The sequence below is a fragment of the Candidatus Baltobacteraceae bacterium genome (assembly GCA_036488875.1).
Lineage (GTDB): Bacteria > Vulcanimicrobiota > Vulcanimicrobiia > Vulcanimicrobiales > Vulcanimicrobiaceae > JAFAHZ01.
Map to the genome: position 1 here is coordinate 294,083 of DASXGW010000002.1, position 14,969 is coordinate 309,051.

The 14,969-nt window shown below is 61.8% G+C and carries 11 protein-coding genes, 1 tRNA gene and 1 pseudogene; 6 read left to right on the forward strand and 7 right to left on the reverse strand.

Features of this window, described 5'->3' with window-relative positions; translation table 11 throughout:
• Positions 1 to 2,460 (forward strand): beta-galactosidase, encoded by a 2,460-nt coding sequence (locus tag VGG89_04080; GenBank protein HEY1975696.1) that lies wholly within the window; start codon positions 1 to 3, stop codon positions 2,458 to 2,460.
• Here VGG89_04080 and VGG89_04085 read toward each other — a convergent pair.
• On the reverse strand, positions 2,415 to 3,806 hold the full coding sequence (locus VGG89_04085) for a choice-of-anchor tandem repeat GloVer-containing protein (GenBank protein ID HEY1975697.1): 1,392 nt from the start codon (positions 3,804 to 3,806) through the stop codon (positions 2,415 to 2,417). The genes VGG89_04080 and VGG89_04085 overlap by 46 nt on opposite strands.
• On the opposite strand from VGG89_04085, the gene VGG89_04090 reads away from it, so the two are divergent.
• On the forward strand, positions 3,760 to 5,283 hold the full coding sequence (locus tag VGG89_04090) for a methyltransferase domain-containing protein (protein ID HEY1975698.1): 1,524 nt from the start codon (positions 3,760 to 3,762) through the stop codon (positions 5,281 to 5,283). The genes VGG89_04085 and VGG89_04090 overlap by 47 nt on opposite strands.
• Here the strand turns inward: VGG89_04090 and VGG89_04095 are convergent.
• From VGG89_04095 to VGG89_04115, 5 genes are read right to left on the reverse strand one after another with little or no spacing between them, the layout of a single operon-like run.
• Positions 5,280 to 6,293 carry a hypothetical protein gene (locus VGG89_04095; GenBank protein HEY1975699.1) on the reverse strand — a complete coding sequence of 338 codons (1,014 nt, stop codon included), beginning with the start codon at positions 6,291 to 6,293 and terminating at the stop codon, positions 5,280 to 5,282. The two genes, VGG89_04090 and VGG89_04095, sit on opposite strands and share 4 nt — an antisense overlap.
• Positions 6,250 to 7,800 (reverse strand): amino acid adenylation domain-containing protein, encoded by a 1,551-nt coding sequence (locus tag VGG89_04100; GenBank protein ID HEY1975700.1) that lies wholly within the window; start codon positions 7,798 to 7,800, stop codon positions 6,250 to 6,252. Before VGG89_04100 ends, VGG89_04095 begins: the two co-directional genes overlap by 44 nt.
• 5 nt (positions 7,801 to 7,805) lie before the next feature.
• A complete protein-coding gene (locus VGG89_04105) occupies positions 7,806 to 9,227 on the reverse strand; it encodes an MBOAT family O-acyltransferase (GenBank protein HEY1975701.1) in 1,422 nt (473 codons plus the stop codon).
• Complete coding sequence (locus tag VGG89_04110) at positions 9,224 to 9,472, reverse strand: acyl carrier protein (protein HEY1975702.1); 249 nt, start codon at positions 9,470 to 9,472, stop codon at positions 9,224 to 9,226. The genes VGG89_04105 and VGG89_04110 overlap by 4 nt, the downstream gene beginning before the upstream one ends.
• Entirely contained in the window at positions 9,472 to 11,232 is a 1,761-nt protein-coding gene (locus VGG89_04115; protein ID HEY1975703.1) for a hypothetical protein, read from the reverse strand. The genes VGG89_04110 and VGG89_04115 overlap by 1 nt, the downstream gene beginning before the upstream one ends.
• A 97-nt stretch (positions 11,233 to 11,329) precedes the next feature.
• Between VGG89_04115 and VGG89_04120 the strand changes: the two genes are divergently transcribed.
• The 4 genes from VGG89_04120 (at position 11,330) to VGG89_04135 (ending at position 14,473) form a co-directional block, all read left to right on the forward strand.
• On the forward strand, positions 11,330 to 11,803 hold the full coding sequence (locus VGG89_04120; protein ID HEY1975704.1) for a hypothetical protein: 474 nt from the start codon (positions 11,330 to 11,332) through the stop codon (positions 11,801 to 11,803).
• A gap of 44 nt (positions 11,804 to 11,847) precedes the next feature.
• Positions 11,848 to 11,931 (forward strand) — tRNA-Leu (locus tag VGG89_04125).
• A 16-nt stretch (positions 11,932 to 11,947) separates the two neighbouring features.
• Entirely contained in the window at positions 11,948 to 12,466 is a 519-nt protein-coding gene (locus tag VGG89_04130) for a hypothetical protein (protein HEY1975705.1), read from the forward strand.
• A gap of 168 nt (positions 12,467 to 12,634) precedes the next feature.
• The gene (locus VGG89_04135) at positions 12,635 to 14,473 is read left to right on the forward strand and encodes a hypothetical protein (GenBank protein ID HEY1975706.1); all 1,839 of its coding nucleotides are present in this window, start codon (positions 12,635 to 12,637) and stop codon (positions 14,471 to 14,473) included.
• Positions 14,474 to 14,667: 194 nt separating this feature from the next.
• Here the strand turns inward: VGG89_04135 and VGG89_04140 are convergent.
• Positions 14,668 to 14,934 (reverse strand): annotated as a pseudogene (locus tag VGG89_04140) (HU family DNA-binding protein).
• Between the last annotated feature and the right edge of the window lie 35 nt (positions 14,935 to 14,969).

Genomic DNA, 14,969 nt, shown 5'->3' on the forward strand with positions numbered 1-14,969 from the left:
ATGGGTTCGCGAACGTCGCTGACGATGCATCTTCTGATCGCCGCGCTCTTGGCATGGAACACGTGGCATACCTCGGCGATCGTGCAAGACCACGGTTATCCCGTCTTCACCGTCGACCGTCAACCGTTTTTCGTTTACGGTGCCGCCTTCTTCTACGAGCGCATTCCGCGCGACCGCTGGGAAGCATCGCTCGACGCCTATCGAGCGATGGGCATCAATACGATCGATCTCTACGTTATCTGGAACTGGCATCAGCCGTCGGCAGCAGTGCTTCCCGATTTTAGCGGTGCAACGGATCCCAGGCGCGACCTCAAAGCGTTGCTTCGGCTGATCCACCAACGCGGACTCAAAGTGATCTTGCGTCCGGGTCCCGTGATCCGCAACGAGTGGCGCAACGGCGGATATCCGGATTGGCTGCTGAGGCGGCCGGAGTACAACATGCCGCTCCACGACATTCTCGAGGGGCGTTATCCGGCTACCGCGACGCTTCAGAACGCTCACGCCGATGCTGCCGCGTCGGAATGGCTGGCGAACTCGACGCATCTTCGCTATGCATCGCAGTGGCTGCGCGACGTCTTAACGGCGGTTGCGCCCTACAGCCACGACGTCATCGCGATCGCACTCGACGACGATCAGGGCGCCTACATCGACAACGACACTTATCCCGCGCCGCACTGGCACGAGTACGTCGATTTTCTCCGCTTGGCCGTCCAGAGCATCGTGGGTGACCGCGTTCCCCTGTTTCTCAATACGTTCGAGATGAAAGTTCCGGCCGCCGCGCCGGCATGGTCGTGGGGCGACTGGTATCAGAGCGACGCGTACTCGATTGGCGCGCACGATCTCGCCGAGCTCGACTTCGCCACCGGATTGCTGCAGACGCAGCCGCACGTGCCGTTGATGCAAGCCGAGTTTCAAGCCGGCTGGCTGCAGGGTGCCGACGAAGGTAAACCGCGTCCCGCCGATCCAACGAATACAACGCTCGCGCTCAACGAACTCTTGCGCGACGGGATGCACGGCATCGTGAACTTCCCGGTGCAGGATACGGTATATCCAGCCGGCTGGGAAGTGCCGTGGGCGAACTGGGACTATTTCTGGGACGCGGCGCTGACCGACGGTTTGGAGACGTCGCCGCGGTACGGGCCGACGGCCGAGTTTGGCATTTGGGCCATACGTCGATACGGCCGGCTGCTAGCCCGAACCCATCCAGCCTTCGATGCGGCCATCATTTGGCCGCCGAGTCTCTATCAAGCCAAAACCTTGACGAACGCCGATTTTGCTGCATTCAGGGACGCGACGCTGGCAATGCAGCGCGACTGTCACGCCCGACGTTTGAACTGCGCGCTGGTCGATCTGTCATACGCGGATGCGGTTTGGCTTCATCAGTATCCCAAGTTCGTGCTTCCGGTTGTCCTAAGCGGTGCGCCTCCCATGCGGCTACTGCCGCAAGCCGTGCACCGGCTCCGATCACTACAGCGCTCGGGGAAGCTGCTCACGAACCTTTCAAACGTCCGGCCGTTGCTCGACGCGAGTTCATCGACGCTGCTCCTCGCCGACGATTCCAAGTTCGCGTTCGTCGATACCATTAACGCTAGCGCATCGCCGCGCAAAATAGGGCCTCTTCGCGTAAGGCTGGCAAATGGTACGATCACGGTACCTTCTTTCGCACTCGAAGCGCGATCTGCGCGCGTTATTCCCGTGGGAATTTCAAGCCGCTGCGAATCAGCGTGCGTTATCAGGGAATCCGGGGTCGGTCACGGAGAACCTTTTACAAAGACACCGAAGCCGATATACGTCGACTTTTCCGCGGAGGCCGGCGCGCGCTTTCGCCGGCTATTCGGCGGTCCATACCCCTACAATGACGTCGCAACGAGCATCGGCCTATTGCGCGACGCCGTCGATCCCGAGCCGTCGCCGTCGACGCGTGACTACATTGCCGCTTACACGCATCCGATCCCAGCCGGAACGTTTAATCGACCATACGATTGCGGGCACGCTGCGCTATCTCCGAATACCACGGTACACTGCGTTTACGACGCACCCGACATTCCCAACGGGGGAGCGTTGTTCGAGCGCACGATCCGAAACGGTGCGAGCGGCGATATCGTCGTCAACGAACGGTTCACTCCTCACGACGCCGCATCGACCGCACGTTTGAAGAGTATCTCCGGTTTCGCCTACGCCGATGGCGATACCGTGGTGCGTCCGCCCGACGCCAACGGCGTCGGGATCCTCGACCACGGACGGTTGGCGATGCTGCGTTGGCTGCCCGGTGACGTCGCAAGCGTCGACGTGCGACTGACGCGGGGTGCCGCAATCGTCACCCTAATCTGCGCGCGGCGCGACGTCGAGTTTCACCTCGCCATCGTTGCGGTAGCCGATGCCGCCGGGGCGGAAAGCTTGTTACGCGAGCCGATCTACGGTTTTACGGAGAAGATCGTTCCGCAACCCAGCGAACCGTAGCAGCCGCCGCTTCCGCCGCTCAAGGTCGTACCGTACAGCAAACCATTCCAATACAACAAATCGCCTTGCGGAGCGGAACCATCGGAAACACCGCCGTTAAAGCGGTGCAGAACCGAAAACGTTCCCGACGGGGTCATCTTGAAGAGCGTTCCGCAGCCCAGACCGACTTTGCACGTATTGCCGCCCCGCGCCGCCACACCGTAAAACGCGCCGTTTACGTAGGTTAATCCGGTCTGCGGATTCCCGCCGTCGGAGCCGTCTCCAAAACGGTGTACCACCGTCTCCTTGCCGGATGCGTCGATTTTGAAGATCGTCCCGCATCCAAGATTCTGACGGCAGCCTTTTCCCCCGCCACCCGTTAGCGTCGTCCCGTACAGCGAGCCGCCTTGCGCCAATAGCGGTGCCCAGGGATACGCGCCGTCCTTCCCGCCCTTGAAGCTGTAAACGACGCGTTGTTTTCCCGACGGTGCCAGCCCGAAGATGGTGCCTTTGTTGTTCGCTCCGCCGCTAAACGTCGTGCCGTACAGTAACCCGTTCACAACGATCATGCTGGCCAGCGGAGAGGAACCATTTGCACCCGAGAACGTGAAGACGGTGCGTTCCTTTCCGGAGGTCGTGATGCTGAAGATGGTTCCGCATCCGCCTTCACCGCACGCTTTTTTCCCGCCGCCGCCGTATTGTGCGGCCCCGTATAGCGTCCCGCCAAGCGTGACGAGCCCGACCTGAGGAGTCGCGCCGTCGGCGGTGCCCTCAAAACGATAGAGGATTCGTTCGCGACCGGTACCGCTTACGGCGAAAATCGTTCCGCATCCGCTTGCATAGTAATGAAAGTGGCACGGATACCCGCCGCCCGACGTCGTGTCGCCGAATAACGTGCCGTCGACCTCGGTCAGACTCGTGTATGGGTTGAATCCGTCTTCCACTCCGGCGAAACTATACAGCGCTCGTTCTTGCCCCGACGGCGTCACCGCAAAGACCACGCCCCCGGCGTGCGCGCCGCCGTTAAAGGTCGTGCCGTAGAACGTTCCATTGGAGACGATAAGGCCGGCTTCGGGATTAGCGCCGCCGGAGGCGCCGTCGAACGTGTGCACGATTCTATACCGCGCGTTGGCGGCCCGATGCGGCGACGCGTTCGGAGCAATCGAAGGCAGCGACATCGCTTGGCCGGAGCAGGCCGCCAGCAGAATCCCGATGAGAACGCACGGCACCAGTCGCACGGCGCGCTTGTTCACCCCGTACGCATGAAACGCCTTTGCATACGGGAACTCGGCGCCCGCCGCTTGAAGCGACTGCCGCGTTGTGACCGAATCGAGCGGCGACCGCCTGAACGACGCGTTGCGGCGCACGAGCGCGCATCTGTGTGCCGCCGGCGGCGTTCGCGCCGAGTACGTAACCGCCGTGACGGGCGATCGTGACGAACGCGTCGCCGGATTTTCCATGACCGTCGCGCGCGCGCACGACGGGTTGCTCGCGGCGCTGCTGGAGGACTTCAACGCTCCGCACGAGGCCTCTGCAGCCGTTCGCGACGCCAATCCAAGCGCCGCGCGCGCATTTTCCGTCTCCGTTTGCGGCACTGGGCTGCGCTACGCGCTTCTTCTCGGCGACGACGGGTGGCGATGGGGCGACGGGCATTGGCAGCAATTCTCCCTACGGCGCGGCTTTCTCCCGACGCCGAACGGCGGGAGCGAACTGCTCGACGTCTGCCGCGGATCGTCGCGCCGAATCGTGGATGCATTGCTCCAGCACCGCCTCGTGCAGATGGGTTCGCCGTACTGGCTCCAATGCAGCGACGGACGAGTCGAATGCGTCGCGGTCGAGTTTCCCTGGTATCCCGATCCGGCATCGCTAACGACGCTGGCTTCGCTTTCGCGCAGCGCGCCCGTCACCGCCATCGAACTCGATTTGACTCAAGACCACGTGCGGTTCTTTACTCGCCTTTCGGCGACCCTAGAGCACGTTCCCAACGAACTCGCCGGCTTCCAGACCGCCGTCGCGCGCAGCGCCGAGGTGGAGCGCGAGCGCTTCTTGCGCGAGGTTCCCGCGCTCGATCCGGCGCTGCCGCAAACCGTTTCGGCGCCGCCGGAAATCGCTGCCTTCGACGACGCCTCCTTTGAATCGTGGCGCCCGGTTCTTGGCGAGGGGCTGCACTTTCACTTCGGTATTTTCGATCCAAGCGTGACCGACCCCGACGACGCGGCGATGACGGCTGCGCTGCGGCGTTCGATTACGGACCTCTTCCCGTTCGTGCCCGAGGGCAGCACGCTGTACGACGTGGGCTGCGGATGGGGCGGTCCGCTCGGTATTTGGACGAAAGAGCGCCGCTGCCGCGCTCTGGGTCTAACGCCGAGCGCAACGCAATATGCGTATATCGCTTCGCACGGCCTAGCGGTTCGTTATGGCGACGCGGAACACACGATGCCGCCTGGACCGTTCGATTGCGCGGTCTTTCTGGAGTCGCTCGAGTATCTAACGCACAAGGAAGAGCTCTTGCGCACGATGCACGCCTTCGTAAAACGCGTCGTCATGCGCGTCAACTGCGCCGAGTTTCCAATTCCCTCGACCGGACTGCAAATGTCGGCGCCGTCGAAAGACGAATTACGCGACCTGCTCGAGGTCACCGGCTGGCGCATCGTGCACTGGGCCGATCGCCGAGGCGAAACGTTGCCCACAGCTACGGTGTGGAAACGCCGGATGCAGGCGCTGCCGCCGGGTCGCGACGAGCATCTCGACAAACTGCGGCGTTGGGCCGACTTCGTAACGTCAAATCAAGACATCTTCGTGCGGATCAGCCCGCACATCGAGGTCGTCGCCGACCGCGATTAGCGCGCCGGCGGTGAAGGGATGCGCAGTGCGGGAATGTCGTTCGCAAGCGTCGCCGCCAAGAGCTGCTGGCCTCGTTGCGTCAGGTGAGTATTGTCGATAAAGTCCACTTGAGGAAAGGCCCGGTCGAGATCGACCACGCGGATTCCGCGGCTTTCCAGAATCTTCACCAGATAATCGGCGTTGCGAGCGTAGGCGGGAACGTCGATAAACTCGTGAACCAGCGCGTGATTGGTAGGAGTGAGAAACGCGATCGCCGGGATCCGCTGCTCGCGCAACGCGTCGGCTACCGCTTCGAGATACCGCACCCCCACGTTGCGTTCGTCCAGCGGTGCCAAATCGTATGTGCCGAGAAAATCCTCGGCCACCGGCCGTTCTTTGGGAACGGCATCGGCGTCGCCCGAGAGAGCGTCGCGCAGATCCGCTCGCGCACCGTACACGAGCCAAGCCGAAGCCATCGCAGCGCCTAACCGCGCGAGGACGCCTTCTCCGCCATCGGCCACATCCAACGTCGAACGATCCGCCGGGGTCATTAACGGTCCGGCAAGCGCGGCCAGAGCGGGAGCGAGCGTTTTATACGACTGATCGCCGGGACTAAACGACGGCTGGTTGATTTCCAAAACGACGAGCTTTGGATGGACGTGAAACTTCGCGAAGAGCAGCGTGAGCGCGTAATAGTTCGGCGGACTCCCCGCCTTGAACGACAGGTTCACGCACGAGCAACCGCCCTTCGCCAATAGGGCGACGGCATTGCCGTCTGCAGGAACGCCGTAGCCCCACAGTGCCGAGTCGCCCATGAAGACGACTTGCGGAGGCTGCTTTGCGATTGCGTCGAGCTTGTGCTCCAGCGCTGTGGCGGAGAAATCCGATGCAAAGCGGCCGCTGCTCGACAGGTACGCGGAAACCGCGGCGTTTTCGGCAACGGTGAGCAGCGCGATCGTTGCGACGATAACCGCCGCAACGGCCAGCCTATTGCGCGGCCAAAGCGACTCGGTCGACTTTTCCGTTGGCATTCTTCGGGAGGTGCTTGCGAAGCTCGAAGTTCTGCGGAATCATGTACGCCGGCAACGTCTCGCGCAGCCGCGCGCGAAGCTCCGCTTTCGTCAGCGCATCGTCGGGCGCGACGTAGGCCACGATGATTTTCATACCACTGCCGTCTGCTTTGTGAACGACCGCCGACTGCACGACCCCGTCGAGCCGATTGATAGCCGCTTCGATCTCCTCGAGCTCGATGCGGTATCCCATGTGCTTGATCTGGTTGTCAGCGCGCCCCACGAAAACAAGGGTGCGGCCGTCTTGGCCTAACCGGACGAGGTCACCCGTCTTATATGCGCGCTCCGGCCAGCGCGCGTTGACCGGATTGGCGACGAACGCTCCTTGAGTTCGCGCGAAGTCGTTAATGTATCCCAAACCCACTTGAGGTCCCATGACGTACAGCTCGCCGATCTCGCCGGGTCCGACTTCACGGCCGTCGTCAAGCACGACTGCAGAACAGTTCTCGGCGATGTGTCCCAGCGGCACGGTCCCTTCGAGATCCTCTAAATCGCCGGCTTCGATGTCCCACGCCGAACAGAAACAGGTGCACTCCGTCGGTCCATAGGCGTTGATCAACTTGCTGCGGTGACCGAACATCGCGAACAACTTGCGAAGCTCGGGTTTGGGATACACCTCGCCGCAGAAAATGAACTGGCGGATCGCGGGCAGCCGATCCGGCGCGAGGAGATTCAACGTCGTCAAATAGATCACCAGCGACGGCACCGAGCCCCAGCTGGTGCACTGCGACCGTTCCACCTGTTCGAGCACCAGGCTGGGATTAGCGAGCGTTTCGCGCGCGATTGGAACGACCGCGGCTCCATTGAGCAGCGCGCCGTAGACGTCGCTCACGGAAAAGTCGAAATGCAGCGGATTGAGATTCGTGAGAAAGTCGCCGGGCGCAAATCCAAAGCGCATCCCGCACCAACTCGCAAAACTCAACAGGTTGCCGTGCGTGACGATTGCGCCCTTAGGCACGCCGGTCGAACCCGACGTAAACATGACGTACGCCGGATCGCTGCCCGTTACCGCCGCGCACGTGGCGGGCTCGCCGGCCGGTGCCGCTTCTATAGCACGCGCAAACGCCGGATCGTCGAACGCGAAGGTGGGAATGCCGGTGTGGGCCGCCGCATCGCGCACGGAGTCCGGAACGGTCTGCGCAACGACGAACGCCGGCGCCGCGGTCGACAAGATGTGCTCGAGCCTGGCTGCGGGATTGAGGTCGTCGAGGTTCAAGTAGGCAGCGCCAACCTTAAGTGCGCCGAGCATTGCCGCGAAACAATCCAGCGTTTTGGTATGCACGATCCCCATCACGTCGCCGCGCCGAAGCCCGCGACGGATAAGCTCCGATGCGAAGCGGTTGACCCGATCGTCGAGCTCGGCGTACGAGACCTCACGCCCGTCGGGGAAACGTAACGCCGGGCGCCGCGCATGGTCGCGGGCCACCGCCCCAAACTCGAGCCCGACGTTATACGAATACGGCTTCATGCTATTTAGAAAGCTTTATACGCGATCTGCGGAGCCGGAGCGTTAAAGATGACCGCAACCGTTACCACGACCACCGCTACGGCCGCGTACCCGGCCGCCCGCAGATACCCTGCCGGCGTCTTCGCCAAGATTCGTCCGGCGGCGGTGGCTATCGCTATCGCAGGCCAGTACAGTAACGCAAAACCGAGTATGACCGCCGCCACGGCAAGCCCAATCGCGGGTGCTCCCGCCACGCGAACGAGATCGCCCAGTTGCGTCCAACTCGCCCAAAAGAACACCAGCACCAGGCACAGCCAGAAAAACGTCAAGCCGCTCGAAACGGCCGCGTATGCCGGATGCGCGCAGAGCGCCTGGTAGCGGACGCGGCCCATCCAACGGGTCATCGCCAGCTGGTACAACTTGTTTCCGCTCATACCCGCGCCGTTGACGAAGCCAAAGATGACGAACATCCACGTCTGCCCGTGCCAAACGCCAACGAGGAAGAACGTGACGAAGTACGCCAATACCCCGAGCGTCGGCGCGGCGGCAGCCGACGGAAACCGGCGCATCATCGCCAGCAGCATCGGCGAGTAGACGTACGTCTTGAACCAGTTCGCAAGCGACATGTGCCATCGACCCCAGAATTCGATAAATCCTCGAGCCACAAACGGGACGTTGAAGTTCTCCGGCAGTTCCATGCCCAAGAATCTGGCCGCTCCGATGACCGCGTCGGTATAACCGGAGATGTTGGCGTAAATGTACGCGGGATAGATTGCTAGGATCAGACCGGTGTCCAGCACGCGGGCCGGCAATGCCAATGCAGAGCCTGACCACTGCAGCGCGTGTTGGTGCGCGAACAGAAGGGCGGGCGATGCGACCATCACTTTGAACAGTCCCATCACGATGCGTTCGGTCGCGCGGCCGGCAACCTCGGCGCTCAAGCGCGCCGGACGCTCCTCATCTCGCCTAAACGGCGGATACAGCTGAATCGGACCCGCAACGAAGGTCGTGAAGTTCAGCGTGTAGTTTGCGTACGAAACGAGGCTCACCCGCGCGGGCAGCGCGTTCTGATAGGCATCCACCACGAGGCTCACGACGCGAAAGAACGCGTACGAGAGCCCGACCGTCAGGTACACGTTGGCCAGAAGCGCCGTGGACGGAACGAAGGCGTAGCGCTTGAGCCAGCATAGCCCGAACGTCAATCCTACGAGAATCGAGTAAAACACCCAACGGTTCTTATATCGCTCGACGAATCGCATCGCGCCGAATCCGGCGATCAAGAAGACGGCAAACGGAACGACGGAAACCGGCCCGGTCGCAAACGTGGCAAAGAACGCCACGTTGGCGACCAGGAGGACGCATTGGCGCCACGCCGGTCCGAAGGACGGGGCGAGAAGCACTGCAACGCACGCGCAAAAGACCAGAAACTCGAGGGACGGAACGCTCACTGGAGCTTCGATTGAATGAGCGCCGCTAGGTCGCCCACGTTATTAAGCGAGGTTATTTGCGCGGCTGCAAAATCGACGGAGAACGTTTTCTCCACCGTCAGGATGAGCCGCAGCTGTGCGAAACTGTCCCAACCGGCGACTTGATCGGCCATGAGTTCCGGGGTTGCCGTGATCGTTTCGTCGTCAAAGATCTCGCGAAGCATCTTCGTCAGCCTCCGGTAAATCTCGTCCGTTTCCATCGGCATTAGGGCTCTCTCCAGGGTTTCGTCTTCAGCAGCTCGTTGAGAATCGTTTGTGCGTATACCGCGGCGCCCTGAACCGACAAGTGCGAGTCGCGCGCTCCGAAGAGTGCCGGATGAGTGGGAAGCAGCTCCTCGCGCGCAAAGATCGGGAACGCGTTAACCACGGGAACGCCTGCGGCCGCTGCCGCTTCGCGCAGAAGTTCGCCGGAGCGTTCGTACTCGGTTGGGGGACCGGGTGCCGGCGAATAACCCGGGGGTAGGAAAATACCTGTGTACGCGGATTCCGAGGGAGACACTTCCCACGGCAGGGGATCGAGCGCCACGAGAAACGGAACGCGATTCTTACTCAACGTCGTCGAGATCGTTCGTAACGCGTCGGTGACCTGCGGTTGCCACTGCGCCGCGTAGGGATCGACGCTTTCGGTAATCGGCCGGTTTATCGTCATCGAAACGTGTCCGGTATTCAGTTGCAGAATGACCATGTCGGCTAAACCGGTCGCGAGATATTGATCGATAAAGTCTCGCGTGCCGTTCATATCGGCTAACACTTGCCGAGGATAAACGCGCGGCGGTTTGGGAAGTCCAAGCGCGCGCCAGTTCCGGCTCAAACCTTGCTCGACGATCCCCGAAATCGATTGATCCCACTGCTGATTGCTCGAAGTATCGGAGTTTCCGAGAAAGAAAATCCGGTAATATTTCGTGTCGGCTGCGAGTTCCGACGGCGCCACCTGATACCGGAAGTCGATCCCGGAGACGGTGCGGATACGGCGGTTTCCGGTGTCCGAAAAGACGAACGCGCCGCTTGCCGTCCGCACTAGACCCATCGGCTGGTCGACGCGCGCGACGTCGCTGCCGCCATCGCGGAACTCGCCGGCGCTAAATCCGGCATTCTCGGTCGCGGGGCCGGCCGCGACGTTCTCCCCCGACCCGGTGAAAAAACGGATGGAGTTGGTGGCGATGTCGGTGTAGACGACCTTGTCGTCGTCGACCGCGGCGATGGCAAATGGATATCCGAACGTTCGCGTTCCAGCGACGTACGCTCCGCTGGGATCGTCGTCCCACACACCGGTTTTATAAAACCGGGTTACGGCCGAACGCGTCAAGTCGTACACCAGCATCCCGCCCCGCGCTGCGACGAAGAGCTGTGGGGACGTGCATGCATCGCAGACGCTCAAGCCGGTAACGTCACGCAGCGATTTGTCGTCGGGTGGCGCAGCGGTAAGCGTGGTTACGCTTCCGTCCGGCGCGACGCGCCGAACGCCGACGCTCGTGTCCCCGACGTAAAGGATGCCGTGAGTATCGAACGCAAGGGCCCGGGGCTGCGCAAAGCGCGCGGCCGTCAACGTTCCGTCTTGCGAACCGGCTTCGCCGCAACGCCCCGCGTACGTTGAAACGATGCCGCCGCGAATGAAACGTAGACAATGGTTTGCGGTGTCCGCGACGACGATCGCGCCCGACGGCGTGACGGCCACGGCTGAGGGCTGGTTGAATCGCGCAGACTGAGCCGGGCCGTCGGCGAATCCGCCCGGCACCCATAATCCGCTAGCGTCGATTCCACCGGAGCCCGCGACGGTCGACACGATGCCGCTGGAGGAGACTCTTCGTACGCGTTGTCCGGCGGCATCGGCAACGTAGAGATCGCCGCTCGGCGCGAGCGCGAGCCCTTCGGGCATAAGGAAACTCGCCGTCTTTGCCGGGCCGTCTTCCAAGCCGGGGAGACCCGAGCCGGCAAGTGTAGTTACCTCGGCGCTTCGCGCGGGCAAAGAGGAAAGCGCCGCCAGAATAGTCAGGCAAGCGACGATTGAGCTTCGCTGCATCGGCTCGCGAGGATTCGAGGCCACCTTAGATAAGCTCCTGGCGATGCTCCGGTCGCTACAATTGTTACCACTGGCCTTCTACCTGGCATTTTCGCTGCCGGCCGCAGCAGCCCCGGATTCGTCCATAAAGGGCGAAGTCATCGTCGCAAAAACGCAAGGCAATGCAATCGTCCTTTGGGATATTACGCAGTCGGTTGCAGCGCTCGTCGCGACGCCGAGCTCACACGACGAGAAAATCCGAGACGTTGAACTTCAAGCGTCGGAGATTCTGCTCGCGCATCTCGCCGAGATGTCGGCTGCGTCGACGGTTGAAGTTCGCGCGCTCTATCAACGCAACGGCGACGTAAGTCCCATCTATAAGACCGCTACCTTCGCCGGCGTCGAGCGCCTCCTGACGATAACCGCAACGTATGCAGCCGCGGTAAAAAACAAAGCCGCCTGGGAGAAGCAGCTCGCCGCCGGCGCGATGCCTTCGGGCATCACTGTAGAGGTCACAGGCGACCTGCCTCCGCGATAGGTGCGCGACCGAGGGCGGGCGAATCGGCGCGTTTCGTCTCTTTAGGGGAAGTGGCGGAATGGCAGACGCAGCCGCCTCAAAAGCGGCCGAGGCAACTCATGTGGGTTCGACTCCCACCTTCCCCACCAGCTAAGGGGTGCGGCAATGTCGCTCGAGCAGGTCAGCCTTATCTTTCAGATTGCGGCGTCGCTCGCCGTGGTCGCATCCCTCATTTTCGTCGGCATTCAGATCAAAGGGAACACGCTCGAGCTCCAGCGCAACGAACACAACTCCACGATGGCTCAATGGACCGTCGTTCGAATGGCGATCGCCAAGCACGCCGATATCGCCGAACTGATGACCGCCGGTTTGAGCGGCGAGCGCACGTTGGATTCCACCGAACAACTGCGCCTCGCGCAAATGCTGCAAGAGATTGCGTTGGCGGCGTTTCACATCTGGGACCGCACGCAACGCGGCGTTTTTCCAAAAGGTACCTTCGAGTTAACCGGCGGAGCGTTGTTGTGCAGCGTCTTGACGACTCCGCTCGGGGATGCGTGGTGGACCGGAGCCAAGGAACACGGATTCTATCCGGCCTTCGTTACAGACGTCGACGCTCAACTTGCGGCGAACCCCGCGCAGCCCATCCTCTTGACGCCGGAGCCCCTTACCTACACGCGCCATTGAGGGCCGTGGACGAATCGGGGGCGCCGCTCCCTTACGTATTGGTCGTTCTCTCATTTGCCGGGTGCACCGGCGGCCCTCACCCATCGCCGCTACCGTTCTCACCTAGCACCGGCACTGCGCCGACGGCGTTGGACGCTCTCTGGACGCCCGGTCGTTAGGATGGTACCTATGAAGATCCATCGCCAGCTAATTCTGACGGCCTTTGCCGTTTCGGCGGTTTGCGCATTGGCCGCGTGCAGTTCGACAGCCCTTCCCACGCTGCGCCAAGGGAGTGCGCCGAATGGACGCCCGGGGCTCCGAGCCGCTGAGCTAGATCGCGTCGCCGTGCGTATCTTCATTCCACACTGGCGTCACCGCGACGTACGGTCGATGCGCCCGTTCTTCGTCGCGAACGGCACGCGCGGAATCGCGGTGATCGTCTCGGTGCACGGGAGTTCGACGCCGGTCAGCACGACCAACGCCGGGGTTGCGGCCGGGTCGTCGCTATGTAAGGCCGTCACCGGTGGGCGGCAATGCACGATTTCCGCGGGGGCACCCCCCGGCAGCGACGACTTCGTCATCAAGACGTACGACGCGGCGCCGTCCGGCGGCGGTTTCTCCGCTGCGAAACAACTCGCGATCGGTTCCGGTGCGAAGACGATTGCCGCGGGTAAATCCAACTCGCTCAACGTCACCGTCGGCGGCGTCGTCGCCAAGGCGGCGGTGCATCTCTCGTGGCCGGTCAATCCCGTTATCGATAAAGACATCCAAACGGTGACGCTTAGCGCGCTCGATGCCGACGGAAATACCATCATCAACGACGGCTGGTACTCGGCCGCTGGAACCGCAGTCACGATGATGCTTTCGGCGACCAACGGCAGCGCGGGCATGTTTACCTTTTCTGCGACGAGCGTAGCGTTTGCCGCGCCGACTTCGAAGCTGACCTATGATTCGACGAAGATCACGTCGACGGAGGCGAAAAACGGCTTTACTTCTTCGATCGGCGCGACGCCCAGTAACGGCGCGATCCCAGGCTCGGCAATCTTCACGCTTTCGAAGCCGACCGTAGTTGCCGAGTTCCCCGTTAACTACGGCAGTGGGCCGCAAGGCATCATCGTTGGCCCGGACAACGCACTCTGGTTCGCTGAAAACAGCGTCAGCGCCATCGGGCGGATTAGTACGTCGGCTGCCTCCGGAACGCATCCGAGCGGCTATTCTAATGGGTTGTCGGCAAACGCCCAGCCCGTAGCGCTGGCGTACGCCTCCGACGATCGGAAGATTTGGTTCACTGAGTGCGGCTCCGGCAAAATCGGAAACATCGATCCGTCATCGCCGGCTTCTGCGATGAACGAATATCTGTCACCCGGGGGTGCCGGCTCCGCCCCTTACGGCATCACGTACGGGCCAGACTCGAACATGTGGTTCACCGAACAGTATTCGTTGGACAGCAAGGTCGTCAAGTTCAATGCGAGCGCAATCGACGGTGGCATCGGTTCCATGCACGAGTATCCAACGAAGACCTCTAGTTCCAGCCCCGGGTGGATCACGACCGGTCCCGACAAGAACCTTTGGTTTACCGAACCCGGCGTCGATAAAATCGGCACGATGACCACATCGGGTACCGCCAACGATTTCATGGGACCCCTAGTGACGAATAGCCTCGGTGCCGGTCAGATCGCGACCGGTCCGGACGGCGCACTTTGGTTTACCGAGGAAAACCCGGGGGGCGGTAGTGCGAGCGCCGGGCATCGCATCGCGCGCGTCACGACCGCCGGTTCGATTACCCAAGAATATGCGTTCACGAATACGTTTACGGAGCCGGCTGGTATCGTCACCGGACCCGACGGCGCGTTGTGGTTTGCAGAATACTGCAACAACGCGATCGGACGGCTCGATCCGAACACCAAAACCCTCGTGGAGTTTTCGCTGCCGAATACCGGCAGCTATCCATGGGGCATCATCAAAGGTCCCGACGGCGCGTTGTGGTTTACCGAGTATATAGGCAACCGCATCGGAAAGCTTCAGTAACTCAAGGGCCGCAAAAAGAAAGCGGCGCCCGGTGAACCGAGCGCCATTTCTTCTGTCTTAACGCGAACGCTTTAGCGGCGGCGCTTCGCGACTTTCTTCTTCGCCGCGGCTTTACGCGCGGGTGCGGCCTTCTTCGCTTTACGCGCCGGCGCCGATTTCTTCGCTTTACGCGCTCCGCCGCCGCGCTTGGCCATCACGGCTTCTTTGAGAGCCTTCGCAGGCAAGAATTTGAAGACGCGTTTTGCCGGAACTTTCACTTGCTCGCCCGTCGCCGGATTGCGTGCCATCCGCGCCGCGCGGTCGCGAACCTTGAACTGTCCGAAGCCCGGAATCTTCACGGGCTCGCCGCTAACGCAGGCAGCTTGAATGTCCTCGAAGAGCCCATCCACCAGCGTCATGGCGTCTTTGCGCGACAGTTCCAGGCGTTCCATCGCCGAGCGTACCAAATCAACCTTGTTCATCCGTCCCTTTCCGTCTGAAGAGCAAAGCAATTGGG